Genomic DNA, 17,563 nt, shown 5'->3' with positions numbered 1-17,563 from the left:
TCAGTTGCCGGTGGTGACGAGGGGAGTATGGGCGACGATGCGGTTGCGGCCGTCGGTCTTCGCGCGATAGAGCGCGGCATCGGCGCGGGCAATCAGTTCATCGGCGGTATCGACCGGACCATCCAGGGTAGCGACGCCCATGCTTACGGTGGTCTGCACGGTGTTGCCTCGCGAATGCACCGGCATGGTTTCAATACGATGGCGGATGCGCTCACCGATGGCCATGGCGTTCTCGCGCGAGGCACCTGGCAAGCACACCACGAATTCCTCGCCACCGTAGCGACCCAGGCAGTCGGCCGGGCGCAGCTCATCGGCAATCGCCTCGGCCACGGCGCGAAGACAGGCATCGCCAACCTGATGACCGTAACGGTCATTCACGGATTTGAAGTGGTCCATGTCCAGGAACAGCAGGGCCAGCGGTTCCCGCTGCAGCCGTGCTTCCGTGATGGCCGCATGCAATCGCCTGACCAGTGCACGACGATTGAGTACGCCGGTGAGCGCGTCGTGGTCGGCAAGATGATGTGCCATGTCGCGTTCGCGGCGCGCGCGCAGCGAGAGGTCGGCCAGGCCAATGGTGATCACGACGCAGGAGAACGCCATGGTGAACGGGTAGCCGTGTTCCAGCCAGCGCGGCTGGTCGAGCTTGAACAGGATCTGGGTGACGCGCAGCAAGGTAAACAACACCTGCGGCATCCATGCGATCAGGAAGAATCTGGCCTGGCGGCCTCGGCGCGACACGGCGAGTATCACCGAGCCAAGCGCCCACAGCGAACTCACCATCAGCCACAGGTTGAACGAGTTGACCAGTGCGTGCGTGCGCACCGCAAACGGCAGCCACAGTAGCAAGGCGGCGGGCAGGAACGGCCAGCGCATCCACCCGAGGATCCGGGCGGCACGCGGCGTGATCAGGCGGAGGTCGCAGAATTCGAGAATGAACGAGATCGACAGCGGTGCGCTCAATGCGGCGAACAGCCATGGCGCGCGCGTGCCCAATGGCACCATCAAACTGCCGCCCGGCAGCTCGTAGATTTCGCCGCTCATCAGCAGCTGGTATATGAGTTGGAAGCCGGCGTAACCGATGAAGTACACCAGCACGCGGTCGCGCAGCACCATCCACAGGCATAGCGCGGCGAGGATCATGGTGAACTGCACGCTGGCGAACAGCGTGGTCAGCCGCACATGATTGAGATCCTCTGCCTGGTAGCGCGCCATGTCGGTGAGCGCGGGCTTGATCTGCCGCGTGAAGCTATCCGCAGCGATCTGCACATAGACCGGTTGCCCGGCGCGCAGGTCGTGCGGCAGCTCAACGGCGAGATGGTGGCGCGAGAAGCGCCGCACGCCATCGGTCTGTGCGAACCAGAGTGCCTGCGGCCGGTAGTCCGGCGGTGCATAGACAGTGAGACGTATGTAGGTGGCGCCCGTGAAGCTCAACACGGGCGAGGCCGCGTCGGTCCAGTCGATGTCGGTGCTCAGCCGGTACCAGCGCTGTGTGTCGACGGCGTTGGGCGTGTAAGGGGCGCGGGAGGAAACGAATGAGGCATCCAGCCGGCCTTGCACCACCTGCTCGACCGAAGGCGCGGGTGTCGTGACGGGCAGCGCAGCGATCTGCAGCACCGGCTTGCGCGCGTCCGTGGGCGCGGCATGCGCTGCCAGCGCATAAAGCGCAGCGAACAGGCATACGACGAAAACCACGACGGGTTCGCGATACACATATCCCCCCATTTTTCTCCGGCCCCCCTGCCGGTTTTTGAGTTCGCCCGTTCCGTCGGACCAACCCTCATGGCGCACTATGTATCACGTTCTTCTGCAGGCATGGCGATTCCGGCCTGCTTCGCTGTTTGAGAAAACGTTTTCCGAACAGACGTTTGAGCCATTTCTCGATCCCTGCGGTGCCAAGTTCTATGCTTGCCGTTCACTGATGCAGGCAGGGCGACAGCAAATGGGCAGGCAGGACAAAGTGGACGAGACGTCTCGCCCGGGACATCGGCAGGACGCGCCGGAACTTGAACCGCCCACCTTCATCCGTCATGGCACACCGGTTTTCCGCCAGACCAATCTCGCTTTGTTTGCGGCCGGTGTAGCCACTTTTGGTTTGCTCTACTGCACCCAGCCGCTGATGCCCGAGTTCAGCAGGGACTATGGCGTGAGCGCCGCGACGGCCGCGCTATCGCTGTCGCTGACCACCGGTGTGCTGGCGTTCGCCATGCTGTTTGCCGGTGGCGTTTCGGATGCACTGGGACGCAAGTCGGTGATGACGGCATCGCTGCTGTCGTCGGCGGTGCTGGTGCTGCTGACGGCGCTGGTGCCGGACTGGCACATGCTGTTGATCCTGCGCGCGTTGCTCGGCTTGACTCTTAGCGGCCTGCCTGCCGTGGCGATGACCTATCTCAGCGAGGAAATGCATCCGGAGTCGATCGGACTGGGCATGGGCTTGTATATCAGTGGCAATGCCATCGGGGGCATGGGCGGGCGCCTGGTTGCCGGTGTGCTGGCCGAATTCGTGGGCTGGCGCGCCGGTATTGCCACCGTCGGCGTGATCGGTCTGATCGCTGGCCTGATCTTCTGGCGCAGCCTGCCGCCGTCCCGGCACCACGTGCGCCAACCGCTGGATTTGGGTTCGTTGCTGGGGCGCTTCGCGCAGGTGTTCCGTGACGCCGCCCTGCCGTGGCTGTTCGTCGAGGGTTTCCTGCTGTTGGGCGCGTTCGTCACCCTCTACAACTACATCGGCTATCGGTTGCTGGCACCGCCTTACGGGCTGGGGCAGGCTGCGGTCGGTGCGATCTTCAGCGTGTACCTGATCGGCACCTTCAGTTCGGCATGGATGGGACATCTGGCCGGAAGGCTGGGGCGACGCAAGGTCTTGTGGACGGCGTTCGGGCTGATGCTGGTGGGCGTCGGGCTCACCATGACACGTCCGCTGGTGTTGATCGTGCTGGGCATTGTGGCGGTGACGTTCGGTTTCTTCGGCGGCCACTCCATCGCCAGCAGCTGGGTGGGCCGTCGCGCCGGCAATGCCAAGGCGCAGGCGTCGTCGATGTATCTGTTTTCTTACTATCTGGGCTCCAGCATCGCCGGTGCCAGCGGCGGACTTTTCTACGCATCGCATGGCTGGAATGGGGTGGCGATCTTCGTCGCCTTGCTGGTGCTGGCCGGGCTGCTGATCGCCTGGCGCCTGTACTACCTACCACCGCTGCCGGGTCCGCCGTCACCCGGCACCGAGCCACCCATTCCGCAATGACGCATGACCGTCGCTTTCGGGCTTTTCTGTAGGAGCGCACCCTGTGCGCGACAATCCAGTGGAGTGATAAACCGTTGCTCCGCGGTCGCGCACTGGGTGCGCTCCTACAGGGAATGTGTTGCTACTGCGCCTCAGGCTTGAGCATGTCTTTCACCGCCTGGTAGTCGCCATCGTTCGCTGCGTTGGGCAAGTCGAGCAGGTGGGTCATCAGCGGATAGACGTCCACGTTCGGGAACGACGGCACCAGGGTGCCTTCACGGAACGCGGGTCCATGCGCGACGAACAACGCCTGCATCTGCGGCGCCTCGTTGTCGTAGCCATGCTCGCCCAGGCTGAGCTTGCCTTTCTTCTTCGTCACGGCGTCGGACGTAGTGATGCGCCAGCCAACATCGGCCAGGCACAGCAACTGCGGCACGCGCGGGTTGCTGCCGTAGGCCAGCCGCGCGGGCACGCGGGTCTTGTCCCAGCAGGTCATGTGCCTCTGCGGTTTTTCCAGTTGTGCTTCGATTTTCGAAAAGTCATGGCCCGGCGTGGGATTGAGGCCGGCCAGCACGCCCAGGCTGACCACGTCGACGCGGGTGAGTGGAATCACCTTGTCGAGCAGCACGCTGTTTTTCACAGGCGCCGAAGCCATGCCGTGATCGGCCAGCACGATCAGGTTGACGCGATCGAGCAGGTTGCGTTGCCTGAGGCCCTGCACGAGGCGCGCAAGCGCGGCGTCGGTGGTGCGTAGCGCCTCGTCAACCTGCGGCGTATCCGGGCCATAGGTATGGCCGGCATGGTCCACGTCATCGAAATACAGCGTGAGGAAACCGGGGCGCTCGCCCGCCGGCAGGTCCAGCCATGCCAGTACCTGGTCAACGCGTTGCCCGGGAGGGACGTTGCCGTCATACGGTTTCCAGAAATCCGGGTGCTTGTCGTGGATATTCGCCTCCGAACCAGGCCAGAACATCGTCGCGCTCCTGATGCCATGCTGGTGTGCCGTTTCCCACAGCGGCGTGCCTTGCCCCCACCAGCGGCCATCGCCTACCGCGTCGCGATTGCCGAGCGAGAACCGGCCGAGCGCGGGATCGAGCATGGTGTTGTTGACGATGCCGTGGTGATCCGGACGCAGGCCGGTCACGATCGTGTAGTGGTTGGGGAACGTCAGGGAAGGGAACGACGGCTGCATGCCGCCAGCGGCCTGTACGCCTGTCTTCGCGAGTTCAGCAAGCGCTGGACTGAGTTCGCGCTTGATGTAGTCGGCACGATAGCCGTCGATGGAGATCAGCAGCAGCGGTGCGGGCGCCGCCTTCGCCATGGTGGACTGGGTTGCGGAAGCGGTGGGAGTCGTCGTGGGCTGGTTGGCACAACCAGCGCTGATCGCTATCAACGAACACAGCATCAGGCGAAACGCTATTTTCATACGTGGTCCCGTACGATGGAAACAAAGCCCGTATCATTACCCAGTCGTATGACCATTACACGTCCTTTATCCAGCGCCGCGTTCCTCGCACTGCTCGGTGTGTGCGGTTGGATGAATGCAGCGTTCGCCCAGCAACAACCTGCGGTCGCGCAGTCCGCTGCATCCACCGCGAAAGCGTCGTCTCCCGCGCACAAGCCGGGCGCGTCCAAAGACGCCATCGGGCAGACGCAAAAGGCAAAGTCGCCCAAGCGCACGCCGGTGGCGATGACGCATGTGCCGTTACCCGCAGCGAAAGCCTCGGTCGACGCGGGCAAGGGCTACGATCGCTATCAGCCGCATCAGCGCAGCCTCATGGACCCCTATCGCAACGCAGTAACGCCGCAGGTGGAAACGGGACGCTGAGGGTTTATTCACCCGGCACGAATGTCCACGCCAAACAGGTCGCCGTCGGCGACGCGGCTTTCCAGTGACAGCAGATAGCGTTTGGTCGGCAGGCCGCCACCGAAGCCGGTAAGGCTGCCGTCGGCACCGATCACACGATGGCAAGGCAACACGATAGGCAGTGGATTGCGACCGTTCGCGGCGCCCACGGCACGCATGGCCAGCGGCTGTCCGATGCGTCGTGCCAATTCGCCGTAGCTGATGGTGGTGCCATAGGGAATGCGCGCCAGCTCCCACCATACGTCGCACTGAAACGACGTGCCGTGCGGATGCAGTGACAAGTCGAATTGCAGCCGCGTGCCAGCGAAATATTCCTCCAGTTGCTGCCTTGCCTGCGCGAGCGGCTCGGCCGCGCGTTGCCACGTCGGTTGCGGTGCCTTCTGATGGCGCCCGCGCTCGAACCAGACTTCGCGCAGACCCTGTTCATCCGCCACCAGCCGCAGCACACCGATGGGGCTGGGCATGTCGTCGTACCAGAGAGTCTTTACGGTAGACATCAGGCAACTCGCTTCGCTTTGCTCGGTTTTGCGGCGGCCTGGGCCGCATCGCTGGCGCTGCGCCACAGATGCATCACGGCGTACGCGCGCCACGGACGCCACGCTTCCGCCAGCGAAGTGAGCGCCTTCGTGCTCAGCTCCGGGGCATCACCGGCGGCAACTCGGCGCAGTATGAGGTCGGCGGCAGGGAAAGCATCCGGATGGCTCAGTGCACGCATCGCCATGTAATGTGCCGTCCACTCGCCGATGCCAGGCAGTGCCACCCAGCGCGCGACAAATTCATCGAGCGGCTGTTCGCTGCGAAAATCGATGCGCCCATCGAGCAGCGCCTGCGCTACGCCACGCACGGTGTTGGCGCGTGCCGTAGTCAGTCCGACTTCCCGAAGATCCACATCGGCCAGCGCTTCCGGGCCGGGGAACAGGCGCTCCAATCCCGGCAGCGATGAGCCTGTGATCGGTGTGCCGTATCGGTGCACGATGCGCGTGGCGAGCGTGCGCGCTGCCGCCACGCTCACCTGCTGGCCGAGTATGGCGCGCACCGCAATCTCGAAACCGTCCCAACCGCCCGGCAGGCGCAAGCCCGGGCGCTTGCGATGCAGCGGCTTCAGCACCGCGCTTTCCTTCAGCGCATCGCCGATCGATTGCGGGTCGGCATCCAGGTCGAACATGCGCCGCAGCTTCGATACCACGCCCAATATCTGCGCCGGTTGCGGGCAATGTAGCCGCAGGCGAAGGGCATGTTCGTCATTAGGCCAGGCGCTCAGCTGCAGCCAGCCGGGTGCGTCGGGCGGGCCGAACACGCGCGCATAACTGTGCTCGTCTACCAGTTCCACGCCCGGCAGCGCGCGGCCACGCAGGAACGCGAGGATCGCCTCGAAATCGTAGGGAGGCCGATAGCCGAGCCGCAGCGTGAGTGCATCGTCTGTTGCGACAGCCGGATGACGACGCAGCTCGCGCGGCGGTATGCGATTGGCCTGCAGAAACGCGGCGTTGAAACGGCGCAGGCTGCGAAAGCCCGATGCCAACGCCACCTCGGTGACAGGCAGCGCGGTTTCCGTCAACAGTTGCTTGGCGAACAACAGGCGGCGCGTGGTGTGCACGCTGATCGGCGGCGCACCCACTCGCTCGACAAACAGGCGCCGCAATTGTCGAGCACCGATGCCGACGCGTTCCGCCATCGCGTCCATCGACAGTTCGTCCAGCACGCCGCTTTCCATCAGCTTGAGCGTGCGCGCAATGACATGATCGCCGCGCTGCCAGGCATCGTTGCCGGGTGCGAGCTCCGGACGGCAGCGCAGGCAGGGGCGGAATCCGGACGCTTCCGCCGCTGCCGCGGTGGCGTAATAGCGCACGTTTTCCCGTTTGGGCGATGGGGCAGGGCAAACCGGGCGGCAATAGATGCGTGTGCTGGTGACGGCCGTAAAGAACAAGCCATCGAACCGCGCATCACGGCTCAGCCGGGCCTGTTCGCAGGTCCGTGCATCGGGGAGCGGATGGTCGTCAACGGTAGTCATGGACGCAGGCTAGCACTCCTGCATCTCATCGACTGGCCGTTTTCGGACATCAATGCTCCGGAACCTCAAGCCTCGTTCGGCACTATTTAATGGGCGCCATCAAATGCTGATACGGCGTGCCGGCCCACATCACATACGGCTGGCTCGTATCCGGATCGGCACCCTTGGGATAACTGTCGTAGAAGCTCGCATCCGCGCCGACCACCATCACGTGCGCGCCGGTTTTGATCCAGTGATTGCTGCTTGTCGGCTTTTCCCCGTAGGGGTCCGTGTTACTCGCATCGGTGCCGCCTTCCAGCATGTACATGAAGCCGACCTTGCCTGCCGGTGGCGGCTTGTGTGCCATCAAGGCTGCGACCCAATCCATCGCATTTTTATCCATGCACATCGGGTCCGGTCCCGGTGTACCGGGGTTGTCGGGCATGCAGGTGAAGCCATTGTTGCCCTTGCGCAGGACTTTCATGGCGCCCTTCGCGTCCATGTTCACAATCGTTGCGTCCTTGGCGACGCTCGGTGGCGCGGCGCGCATGGCGCTGGCGATCAGTTCGGCATCTGACGGCGCTTTCTTGTCTGCGGCCTGCACACCGGCGACGACGCCGAGCAGCGCGGCAGCGAGAGCGAGTTGCCGGATCGGGCTTTTCATGGACATGGCTGGGTTCTCCCGTGGCGATATGCAACGGTCGATCCCGATCCCCGCCGCAGTCTGGGTCGCGGAAAACAACCATTCAATCAGCCAAATGGTGGGTGCGGATGTACGGGCTGAATTTGAATGGCTCCGAGCGTTTCCGAGGGCTGAACTGTCCTTGCTTGTCATTCCAGCGGCTCTCAACAGCCGAACGACCGGTCAAGCTGGGATGACGGCCAAACTCGTGTTTTCGCAGCGTTTTGCCGCACTGCGGTTTGCGGGCGTCGTTCCGGCTCGCCACAATCGGGTTTTCTCCCGGCTGTGATGCTTTCCATGAACGCTCCGACCCGTATCGACACGACCCGCACGATCCGCGCCCCGCGCGGCAACGAGCTCAGCTGCAAGAGCTGGCTTACCGAGGCACCGTTCCGCATGCTGCAGAACAACCTCGACCCGGAAGTGGCCGAAAACCCGGCCGAGCTGGTGGTGTATGGCGGCATTGGGCGCGCCGCGCGCAACTGGGAATGCTTCGACGCGATCTTGCGTGCACTGCGCGAGCTCAACGACAACGAGACGCTGCTGATCCAGTCCGGAAAACCCGTCGGCGTGTTCCCGACTCACCCGGACGCGCCGCGCGTGCTGCTGGCCAATTCCAATCTGGTGCCGGCGTGGGCGAACTGGGAGCATTTCAACGAGCTCGATAAAAAGGGCTTGATGATGTACGGCCAGATGACGGCCGGTTCGTGGATCTATATCGGCTCGCAAGGCATCGTACAGGGCACCTACGAAACGTTCGTGGAGATGGGGCGCCAGCACTACAACGGCAGCCTCAAGGGCAAGTGGATTCTCACCGCCGGCCTCGGTGGCATGGGCGGCGCGCAGCCGCTTGCCGCTACGCTGGCGGGGGCGTGCTCGCTCAACATCGAATGCCAGCAGAAGAGCATCGACTTCCGTCTGAAGACACGTTACGTCGACGAACAGGCCACCGATCTCGACGACGCACTCGCGCGCATCGCGAAGTACACCGCCGCTGGCGAGGCAAAGTCGATCGCGCTGCTTGGCAATGCAGCCGACGTGCTGCCGGAGCTAGTGCGCCGTGGTGTGCGTCCGGATGCGGTCACCGACCAGACCAGCGCGCACGATCCGGTGAACGGTTACCTGCCGCAGGGTTGGACGGTGGAACAGTGGTTCGAGCGCCGCAAGAGTGATCCGACCGGCACGGCCAAGGCGGCGAAGCAGTCGATGCGCAAGCACGTGGAAGCGATGCTCGCCTTCCATGCGCAGGGCATTCCCACCTTTGATTACGGCAACAACATCCGCCAGATGGCGAAGGACGAAGGCCTGACGAATGCGTTTGCATTCCCGGGTTTCGTGCCAGCGTTTGTGCGCCCGCTGTTCTGCCGAGGCGTGGGTCCGTTCCGCTGGGTGGCGCTGTCAGGCGATCCGGAAGACATCTACAAGACCGACCAGAAAGTGAAGGAACTGATCCCGGACGATGCGCATCTGCATCGCTGGCTCGACATGGCGAAGGATCGCATCAGCTTCCAGGGCTTGCCGGCGCGCATCTGCTGGGTGGGTCTTGGTGTTCGCCACAAGCTCGGCCTCGCGTTCAACGAAATGGTTCGCAACGGCGAATTGAAAGCACCGGTCGTGATCGGTCGCGATCACCTCGACTCCGGTTCCGTCGCCAGCCCGAACCGCGAAACCGAAGCGATGCGCGATGGTTCCGATGCGGTGAGCGATTGGCCGCTGCTGAATGCGATGCTCAATGTCGCCGGTGGCGCGACTTGGGTATCGCTGCATCATGGCGGCGGCGTCGGCATGGGTTACTCGCAGCACTCGGGCGTGGTGGTTGTGTGCGACGGCACCGAGGCGGCGGACAAGCGCATCGCGCGCGTCTTGTGGAACGATCCGGGCACTGGTGTGATGCGTCATGCCGATGCCGGCTACGAGATCGCCATCGAGTGCGCGAAAGAGCAAGGGCTGAACCTGCCGATGATTTGATGCATATAACGCCCGGCGCTGCGAGGCGCCGGGCGTGTTTCGGCAACACATCCCGGCTTTGTCAGGCACGCGCCACGAGTCCGCCATCCCGGCGTGGAAGATAGCGCGTCTGTTGCCAGGCCCGGCAAAGGAGCCATCTTCGTGACTTCCCTGTCCCATCGTTCCCTTGTCACTGCGGCGATGTTGGCCCTTTCCCTTGCCAGCGTGGCATGGCCGACGCTGGCTGCCGACCGCATGACGGCGAATGCTTCCGATGCCCGGCTCCAGCAGGCGCTGGATGTGCTGGCGCAGCGCGCACGTCCCGGCCTGCTCGGTATCGCGGTGCTGGATCTGCAAACTGGCAAGTCGGCCAGCATCAACGGCAGTCGTGCGTTTCCGATGATGAGTGTGTTCAAGGCACCGGTAGCCGCCGCCGTGCTGTCGCGCATCGACGACGGGGCGCTGTCGTTGCAGCAGGAAGTAACGGTGACGCGCGATCAAGTGATGGATGGCTCGGCCGTGCCTTCCATCGGCGCGCAATTCCGTGGCGAGAAGATGACGTTCACGGTCGCGCAGCTGCTTTCGGCCTCTGTGAGCGAGAGCGACAACACCGCTGTCAATGCGCTCATCAGGGTCGTGGGCGGTCCGCAGGTGGTGACGTCTTTCATGAAGGCGCATGGCATCGAAGGCATGCGCGTGGATATGGACGAGGCCGACGTCGCGCAGGTGTCCAGAGGTCTGCAGCCGGGACAACACGCACCGGCGAACGAGAACGAGCAGGCTGCGCTGCAGCGGCTTCGTCGCGGTTATCAGGCGTTTCTTGCCGATCCGCGCAACCGCAGCACCCCGGAGGCCGCTGTTGGCTTTCTTCGTAAACTCCATGCCGGCGAACTACTGTCGCAGGCGTCGACGCAATATCTGCTGCGTCTGATGGAAGCGCAGACCATTCCCAACCGTTTGCGCGCGGGTGTGCCGCAAGGCGTTCGCCTCGCCGACAAGACAGGCACCTCCGGTTCGCTGGAAGGCAGGACCGCTGCCTATAACGACATCGGCATCCTCACCTGGCCAGATGGTCATGTCGTGATCGTGGCCGCCTTCCTCGCTGACTCTCCGGCGCCCAGCAAAGCGCGTGATGCGTTGTTTGCAGATATCGCGCGACAGATCACTACAGCTCTGCATCCCTGAGCGGCGGCAGGCTGGTGCCACGCCCGACCCGCATGCATGATGGCGCCACATCCAAACGGAGAGGTGCGATATGCCGGTCGAACTGAAGTGGTTGGCGTGGTCGATTGCGCTGGGGCTGGTGTACCTGTTGTTTGCGACCACGCTCTCGCTGCTGCAGCGCGGATTGACGTGGAACGCCAGCAATCGCGAAGAGCGGATTGCGCTGACGGGCCTGGCAGCACGCGCCGATCGTGCCAGCCGCAATTTCATGGAGACGTTCGTGTTCTTCGCGGCAGCGGTGCTCGCGGCGGTGTTGTCGCAACGCACCAGCGCAAATACCGTGTTGGGTGCACAGCTGTTTTTCTGGGCGCGCGTGGTCTACCTGCCGGTTTATGCGATCGGCATCCCTTACCTGCGCACGCTGGTTTGGGCGGCATCGGTGGTGGGCATCGTGATGGTACTTGGTGGCCTCTGCTGACAAAGCCCGCGTACACCGTAGCCAGGCGCCCCGGCCATACATGCCACCGGGTGCTTGGCTATTTCCTTCAGTGGATGCCTGGCCCTTGAACGCGGGCGTATCCTCGGCGGTGTTCTGCCGTGGAGCGCATGACATGGGGCTGACACGACGCGAGTTTCTGGTTGGCGGCGGTGCGGCGCTAGGGACGCTGCTTGCACCGGGAAGCCTGCTGGCCGCCGTAGAGGCAAACACTGCACCGCTGCCTTCGTTGTCGAACTGGGACGAGGTGCGGCGGCAGTTTTCGCTGTCACCGGATTACCTGCATTTTTCGGGATTTTTTCTGGTCTCGCATCCGCGACCAGTGCGCGATGCCATCGACGATTTTCGCCGTGCGATCGATGCTAATCCATACCTGGTGGTTGATCGCGGCATGTTCCTGGACGAGGCCGAAAACCTGCAGGACAGGGTTCGGCGGGACATGGCGCCGTATCTTGGTGCGCGGCCGGAAGACATCGCGCTGACTGGCAGCACCACCGAAAGTCTGTCGCTGGTGTATCACGGCCTTCCGTTGAAGCCGGGCGACGAAGTGTTGCTCACGACGCACGATCACATCGTGCACCACCAGGCGGCGCAATATGCGGCGGAGCGCAGCGGTGCCAGCCTGCGCAAGATCACCTTGTTTGACGAAGCATCCACGGCAACGGTGGACGGCATGCTGTCGCGTGCGCGCGAAGGTATCGGGCCATCCACGCGCGTGCTTGGGATCACCTGGGTGCACTCGGCCACCGGCATGCGCCTGCCGATACGTGAATTCGCCGCCGTGGTGAAGGAAGCCAACCGCCACCGTGACGAGAAAGACCACGTGCTGCTGGTCGTGGACGGAGTGCACGGCATTGGCGCGGTGGATGACACCATTGCCGAAATGGGGGCCGACTATGTTTGCGCGGGCACGCACAAGTGGATGTTCGCGCCGCGAGGCACCGGACTGATCTGGGCGCGTAGCGAGAACTGGGCGCGGCTGCGGCCGCTGATTCCCTCTTTCTCGGACCTGGAAGTGTTCGAGGCTTGGAAAGCGCAGCGTCCCCCGCGTGGGCCCACAACGGCGGCACGCATGATGCCCGGCGGCTTTCACGCCTACGAGCATCAATGGGCTACCGGCGCGGCGTTCCGCATGCACCGGCAGATGGGGCGCGAGCGTGTAGCGGCGCGCATTCGCGAACTCAACAGTCGCATCAAGGACGGCCTGGCTGCGATACCCAAGGTCAAGCTGCACACGCCACGCGACCCTGCGCTTTCGGCAGGCATCAACTGTTTCGAAGTGGCGGGTCTGAGCCCGGACGAAGTGGTGAAGCGGCTGCTGGAGCGCCGCATTGTCGCCAGCAGTAGTCCCTACGCGATGAGTTACGCACGGCTTTCCGCGGGGTTGATGAATACGCCGGAAGAAGTGGACCGCGCCGTAGCTGCGGTGCGTGCCATCGCGGGCTGAGGCGTTCGTCGCCGCACGTCTTCCATTGGGTTTCCCTCTGGCTGCATTCCTCCGCCGTCGCGCGCGCACTTCATCGTGAGCTGGCATGGCGCTCTGGATGCTTCTGAGGCGGGTTGCCTGGTGTCGAAAACTTGACGCTCGTCGTATTTCTGACGTCATTGGCTTGACATTTTGCTCTGTCAGTTAGGTCAGATGAAATCGTTTGCATTGTCATATTTATGATAAATATCAATATATTGTTGATATTTCTTCGAGTTGTTTGGCTGATTGGGTGTTCGCAAGACTCGCACGCATGACCACTATGCAGTTCCGGCGCGACGGCGCCGGGCCGCCGGCAGGGGCTGGCGGTTTCCTTAACGATGATGGGAGAACTGCATGAAAACTGATTTTGAACGCACCGGCCCGCTGACTGAACTGTCCAGCTACCCGCAATGGGCGCAGGACATGATCGCGGCCTGCGAGCCCGCCCGCCGGAGCGTGCGTGACCATGTGATGTGGGACCTGATGAGCGAAGGGCGCATCGACCAGACGACCATGAGCAACTTCATGGTTGGCACCTGGTCGCTGATCGAGCGCTTTCCTTCTTTCATGGCGCAGAACCTGCTGAAAACGCGCTATGGGCGCAGTGCGGGCGACAACCTCGCGCGCCGCTGGCTGGTGCGCAATATCCGGGTGGAGCAGAACCACGCCGAGTATTGGCTGGACTGGGCCGAAGGTTCGGGCGTGGCACGTGGGGATGTGATCGATGGTCGCCCACCCCGAGGCACCCAGGCGGCTGCCGACTGGTGCCATGAGGTGTGCGGCCGCGACACGCTGGCCGCAGGCATCGCCGCCACCAACTACGCCATCGAGGGTGTTACCGGCGAGTGGTCGCAGAAGGTCTACGATAGCGTGGCCTATGCCAACAGCCTGCCGACGACCGGGCGCAAAGGGACGCTGCGATGGCTTCAGTTGCACGCCGCTTATGACGATACCCACCCATGGGAGGCGCTTGAAATTGTCTGTACTCTGATGGGGAGCCAGCCGGCGCCCGAGGAAGTGGACCACCTTCGGGAATGCATCGAGCGCAGCTATATCAGCCTGCACTACGGGCTGGAGCGTTGTCTGGTATTGCAGCGCATCGAGGAAGTCGAAGAGCAGGCGGCATGAGGGGCATTTCATAGTCGATAGCGTGACCAGGCGAGATGTAGCTTTATGAGGTGGTCGTGTAAAAGGACGCCATGGATTCCATCCCTAGCACCTCGCAAAGACCGCTGCTAAGTCGCTTGAGGCCACTGGCCTATGGGCTGGTGGCCGTTATCGGCCTGATCCTCTTGCTTACCTGGGGCGCGCTCCAGGTCCAGGTCACTCTCGCCGGGTTTCTCAACGGCGAGAGTGTCTGGAGCAAGGCGCAGAAGCAGGCGGTGATCGATCTTTCCATCTACGCCGAAACGGGCAGCGCCGATCGGTTGGCTGCGTTCGAAGGCAACTATGAATTGCTGATGTCCGATGGCTGGGCGCGTGATGCGATCGCATCCGGCGTGTTCGATCGCGCCGCGGTGGACCAGGCATTCGAGCGCGGCAAGATCCTTCCTGAGGCGAAGTCCGGCATGATTTTCATGCTGCGTTGCTGCACGGACGTATCGCATATGCGCGAGGCGGTTGTCGCGTGGCGTGCGGCAGACCGGCCGCTGGTACAGCTTGGCGGCATCGCCAAAGAGCTGAAACAGGCCCGCGCGCAAGTCCAGCCTACCCAGTCCTGGACTACCCAACAGCTAGCACGCATCAATGCGCTCAACGACCAACTGGAGCCGTTGACCAAACAGTTCTCGCTGGAGGTGGCGCAGGGTGCCACCTGGCTGGGGCGCGTCCTGTACGCTGGTGTGTTTCTCGCGGCATGCCTGGCGTCGCTGTTATGGCTGCGTATGGCGCGACGCATCCTGTCTCGCATCCGTGGCACCGAAGAGCGTTTCAGCTTGCTTTACGACAGCGCCGCCGATGCCATCGTGATGGTCGACGACGCCACCGGCCATATCCTGGGCGCCAACCGCACTGCGCTCCAGTGGACGGGGCAGGGCATGGACGCGTTGATCGGCATGGATCTGTCGGATCTGTTCGTGCCGCTGCTGCATCGTGCGGACGGCGCGGTCACCGGCGAATTGCGCGGCCCCGATGGCCAGCTTCGCCCCGTGGAGATGCGCAGCAGCGTGGCCTACTGGGGCACACAGAGCGTCCGTCAGTCGATCATGCGCGACATCACCGAGCGCGTGAACCTGGAGCAGCAACGGCGCATCGCGTCCGAGGCGCTCGCGGGTATTGCCGAAGGCGTGATCATTGCCGACGCCGCTCGCCGCGTGACGCGCGTGAACGCGGCACACATTCGCATGACGGGATTCACGGCGCAGGCGCTGCAGGACATACGCTTCGACGACCTCCGCAGCTTGCCGGACGGCTCGCCGCTGCCCGATTCGGTGTGGGATGCCATCGATATCGATGGCAACTGGGTGGCCGAAGTACGTAGTCGGCGCATGGATGGCACCTCTTACGCCGAGTGGCTCAGCATCAGCGCCATTCGCAATCCGGAAGGCCAGGTGCAGCACTATGTGGCGGTTATCAACAACATCAGCACCGCCAAGGCGAACGAGCAACGCCTGCAATACATGGCAGCGCACGATCCGCTTACGGGGTTGGCCAACCGCGCCGAGTTCGAACGGCGCTGCGTGCAGGCCGTGGCTGCGGCCGAACGAGAGCGTGGCATGGCCGCCGTGTTGTTCATCGACCTCGATGCCTTCAAGGCCGTAAATGACAGCTACACGCATGCCATCGGCGATCACCTGCTGGTGAAGGTGGCCGAGCGCATCGTGTACGAACTGGGCGATCGTGGACTGGCCGGCCGCATTGGCGGCGACGAGTTCACCGTGCTGCTGAGCGACCTGTACACACGCGAACAGGCCAGCGCTATGGCCGGCAGACTCCTGACAACATTGGCGGCACCGGCGGTGGTTGGGGACTACGAACTCGCACTCAGTGCGAGCATCGGCATTGCCTGCTATCCACTGGATGGCACGGATGTGCCCACGCTCATCACCAATGCCGACGCCGCCATGTACGCGGCCAAGACCGAGGAGCGCAACGCGTTCCGGTTCTACTCGCCGCGCATGCAGGCCGACGCCCGCCGGCGCATCGCGCTCGCCTCCGAGCTGCGCAAGGCACTGGCGGATGATGAGTTCCATCTTGTGTTCCAGCCCACGGTGGAATTGCGCAGCGGCCGCATCATCGCGGTGGAAGCGTTGTTGCGCTGGCGCCATCCCAAGCGAGGCGAAATCCAGCCAGGTGAGTTCATCCCCATGGCCGAAAAGCTCGGTCTGATCCGACGCATCGACCAATGGGTGCTGCAGGCAGCCTGCACGCAGATGCATCTGTGGGACAAGTCCGGCCTGGCGCCGCTGCGCATGGCCGTGAACGTGTCGGCACACTGGTTCGGGCAGGCCAATTTCGTCGACGACATACGCGCGTTGTTGGAGTCACGCCGGTTGGCGCCGGAACGATTGATGCTGGAGATCACCGAGGGAGCGATCCTGCGCCTGGGCGAGGAAATGGAGCGCACGTTGCACGCGTTGCACGCCCTTGGCGTGGGCGTGGCCATCGATGATTTCGGCACGGGTTACTCCTCCATGAGCTACCTGAAGCTACGCGCCATTGCCTATCTCAAGATCGACCAGAGTTTCGTTTCCGGCCTGCCGGAGGATGGTAGTGACGGCGCCATCGTCGAGGCCATGCTCACGTTGTGCCGCAGACTCGGCATCAGCCCGATCGCTGAAGGCATCGAGACGGAGGATCAGCATCGTTTCCTGTTGCGGGCGGGCTGCACGGAGGGGCAGGGCTTCCTCTATTCACGACCCGTTGAGCCAGAGGAGATCGTGCAGCTGTTGAGTTCGGAGAAGCGACCGGGCAGCTCGCATTTGAGGCTGGTACCGCCGGAGGTTTGATTCACGTTTGCCCTGCAGGAGCGCACCCGGTGCACTCCTGCAGAAATGCGGCCTCATCTCAATGCAGCTGCACCGCCACCACCTCTCGCTCCGGCTGGTACAGCGCCGGAAACTGTTGCTTCAGGTGGACCACCTTCGGCGCGTCGTTGAACACGATGTACGGCTCATTCGGATGCCGTTGCGCATAGTCCTGGTGATAAGCCTCCGCTACATAGAAACCCTTGAGCGGTACCACCTGCGTCACGATCGGGTCGGCGAAGCTGTGTGCGGCGGTCAGTTGCGCGATGTAGGCGCTGGCGATGCGCTGCTGTTCGTCGTTGCCATAGAAAATGGCGGACCGATATTGCGTGCCGACATCCGGCCCCTGGCGATTGAGCTGGGTGGGGTCGGTGGCCACCGAGAAGTACACCTTCAGCAACTGGCCATAGCTGACCCTGGTGGGGTCGTAGAGGATCTTCACCGACTCGGCGTGGCCGGTGTCGCCATCGCTCACCCGGTCGTATTCGGCCGTGCTGGCGGCGCCGCCCGAATAGCCGGCCCAGACCTTTTTCACCCCCTTCACGTGTTCGAACACGGCCTGCAGGCCCCAGAAACAACCGCCAGCTAGCACGGCCACCTGGTCGCCCTGTGCCTGGCTGGCGTCCACGGAGGGATCGGGCAGGGTGGCGGCATCGCTGCCTGCAGCGGCCAGGCTGCACGCACCCAGCCCTGCCATGATCAGCAGGCCGGCAACGGTAAGGAACCAGGTTTGGCGTCGAATACGCATGGTGTAACGCTCCATCGGC

General features: G+C 63.4%; 14 protein-coding genes. 8 read left to right on the top strand and 6 right to left on the bottom strand.

All coding sequences use genetic code 11. From position 1 onward, the window contains the following. Window positions 1-1,692 carry a sensor domain-containing diguanylate cyclase gene (locus tag AC3CBN_RS17195; RefSeq protein WP_488634208.1) on the bottom strand — a complete coding sequence of 564 codons (1,692 nt, stop codon included), beginning with the start codon at window positions 1,690-1,692 and terminating at the stop codon, window positions 1-3. Window positions 1,693-1,939: 247 nt separating this feature from the next. Between AC3CBN_RS17195 and AC3CBN_RS17190 the strand changes: the two genes are divergently transcribed. Then, window positions 1,940-3,238: an MFS transporter gene (locus AC3CBN_RS17190; protein WP_488634207.1), complete on the top strand. Its 1,299-nt coding sequence runs from the start codon at window positions 1,940-1,942 to the stop codon at window positions 3,236-3,238. Between the two features lie 121 nt (window positions 3,239-3,359). Here the strand turns inward: AC3CBN_RS17190 and AC3CBN_RS17185 are convergent, their stop codons facing one another. Continuing rightward, a complete protein-coding gene (locus AC3CBN_RS17185) occupies window positions 3,360-4,643 on the bottom strand; it encodes an alkaline phosphatase family protein (RefSeq protein WP_488634206.1) in 1,284 nt (427 codons plus the stop codon). A gap of 48 nt (window positions 4,644-4,691) precedes the next feature. On the opposite strand from AC3CBN_RS17185, the gene AC3CBN_RS17180 reads away from it, so the two are divergent. Next, complete coding sequence (locus AC3CBN_RS17180; RefSeq protein ID WP_488634205.1) at window positions 4,692-5,045, top strand: hypothetical protein; 354 nt, start codon at window positions 4,692-4,694, stop codon at window positions 5,043-5,045. 8 nt (window positions 5,046-5,053) lie between these two features. Here the strand turns inward: AC3CBN_RS17180 and AC3CBN_RS17175 are convergent, their stop codons facing one another. The 3 genes from AC3CBN_RS17175 to AC3CBN_RS17165 form a co-directional block, all read right to left on the bottom strand. After that, the gene (locus AC3CBN_RS17175; protein WP_488634204.1) at window positions 5,054-5,581 is read right to left on the bottom strand and encodes a methylated-DNA--[protein]-cysteine S-methyltransferase; all 528 of its coding nucleotides are present in this window, start codon (window positions 5,579-5,581) and stop codon (window positions 5,054-5,056) included. After that, on the bottom strand, window positions 5,581-7,095 hold the full coding sequence (locus AC3CBN_RS17170; RefSeq protein WP_488634203.1) for a DNA-3-methyladenine glycosylase 2 family protein: 1,515 nt from the start codon (window positions 7,093-7,095) through the stop codon (window positions 5,581-5,583). Before AC3CBN_RS17170 ends, AC3CBN_RS17175 begins: the two co-directional genes overlap by 1 nt. Window positions 7,096-7,177: 82 nt before the next feature. Next, window positions 7,178-7,816: a hypothetical protein gene (locus AC3CBN_RS17165; protein WP_488634202.1), complete on the bottom strand. Its 639-nt coding sequence runs from the start codon at window positions 7,814-7,816 to the stop codon at window positions 7,178-7,180. A gap of 237 nt (window positions 7,817-8,053) precedes the next feature. On the opposite strand from AC3CBN_RS17165, the gene hutU reads away from it, so the two are divergent. From hutU to AC3CBN_RS17135, 6 genes are all read left to right on the top strand, one after another. After that, complete coding sequence (gene hutU / locus AC3CBN_RS17160; RefSeq protein ID WP_488634201.1) at window positions 8,054-9,724, top strand: urocanate hydratase; 1,671 nt, start codon at window positions 8,054-8,056, stop codon at window positions 9,722-9,724. 141 nt (window positions 9,725-9,865) lie between these two features. Continuing rightward, window positions 9,866-10,888 carry a class A beta-lactamase gene (bla, locus tag AC3CBN_RS17155; protein WP_488634200.1) on the top strand — a complete coding sequence of 341 codons (1,023 nt, stop codon included), beginning with the start codon at window positions 9,866-9,868 and terminating at the stop codon, window positions 10,886-10,888. 70 nt (window positions 10,889-10,958) lie between these two features. After that, window positions 10,959-11,345, top strand: coding sequence for an MAPEG family protein (locus tag AC3CBN_RS17150; RefSeq protein ID WP_488634199.1), 387 nt, complete (start codon window positions 10,959-10,961; stop codon window positions 11,343-11,345). Between the two features lie 133 nt (window positions 11,346-11,478). Then, entirely contained in the window at window positions 11,479-12,810 is a 1,332-nt protein-coding gene (locus AC3CBN_RS17145) for an aminotransferase class V-fold PLP-dependent enzyme (protein ID WP_488634198.1), read from the top strand. A 375-nt stretch (window positions 12,811-13,185) separates the two neighbouring features. Beyond that, complete coding sequence (locus AC3CBN_RS17140) at window positions 13,186-13,959, top strand: iron-containing redox enzyme family protein (protein ID WP_488634197.1); 774 nt, start codon at window positions 13,186-13,188, stop codon at window positions 13,957-13,959. Between the two features lie 71 nt (window positions 13,960-14,030). After that, the gene (locus AC3CBN_RS17135) at window positions 14,031-16,778 is read left to right on the top strand and encodes a putative bifunctional diguanylate cyclase/phosphodiesterase (RefSeq protein WP_488634196.1); all 2,748 of its coding nucleotides are present in this window, start codon (window positions 14,031-14,033) and stop codon (window positions 16,776-16,778) included. A 58-nt stretch (window positions 16,779-16,836) separates the two neighbouring features. Here AC3CBN_RS17135 and msrA read toward each other — a convergent pair whose 3' ends face one another. Next, window positions 16,837-17,544: a peptide-methionine (S)-S-oxide reductase MsrA gene (gene msrA, locus AC3CBN_RS17130; RefSeq protein WP_488634195.1), complete on the bottom strand. Its 708-nt coding sequence runs from the start codon at window positions 17,542-17,544 to the stop codon at window positions 16,837-16,839. Between the last annotated feature and the right edge of the window lie 19 nt (window positions 17,545-17,563).

Source organism: Dyella sp. OK584, from assembly GCF_057787755.1.
Note: the sequence above shows the minus strand (reverse complement) of the source record. Positions and strands in the feature narration are given on the sequence as shown.

Coding starts and splice junctions, on each gene's coding strand:
- AC3CBN_RS17170 (WP_488634203.1), bottom strand. CDS start 7,095: ATGACTACCGTTGACGACCATCCGCTCCCCGATGCACGGACCTGCGAA.
- hutU (WP_488634201.1), top strand. CDS start 8,054: ATGAACGCTCCGACCCGTATCGACACGACCCGCACGATCCGCGCCCCG.
- AC3CBN_RS17175 (WP_488634204.1), bottom strand. CDS start 5,581: ATGTCTACCGTAAAGACTCTCTGGTACGACGACATGCCCAGCCCCATC.
- AC3CBN_RS17180 (WP_488634205.1), top strand. CDS start 4,692: ATGACCATTACACGTCCTTTATCCAGCGCCGCGTTCCTCGCACTGCTC.
- AC3CBN_RS17145 (WP_488634198.1), top strand. CDS start 11,479: ATGGGGCTGACACGACGCGAGTTTCTGGTTGGCGGCGGTGCGGCGCTA.
- AC3CBN_RS17190 (WP_488634207.1), top strand. CDS start 1,940: ATGGGCAGGCAGGACAAAGTGGACGAGACGTCTCGCCCGGGACATCGG.
- AC3CBN_RS17150 (WP_488634199.1), top strand. CDS start 10,959: ATGCCGGTCGAACTGAAGTGGTTGGCGTGGTCGATTGCGCTGGGGCTG.
- AC3CBN_RS17140 (WP_488634197.1), top strand. CDS start 13,186: ATGAAAACTGATTTTGAACGCACCGGCCCGCTGACTGAACTGTCCAGC.
- AC3CBN_RS17185 (WP_488634206.1), bottom strand. CDS start 4,643: ATGAAAATAGCGTTTCGCCTGATGCTGTGTTCGTTGATAGCGATCAGC.
- AC3CBN_RS17135 (WP_488634196.1), top strand. CDS start 14,031: ATGGATTCCATCCCTAGCACCTCGCAAAGACCGCTGCTAAGTCGCTTG.
- msrA (WP_488634195.1), bottom strand. CDS start 17,544: ATGCGTATTCGACGCCAAACCTGGTTCCTTACCGTTGCCGGCCTGCTG.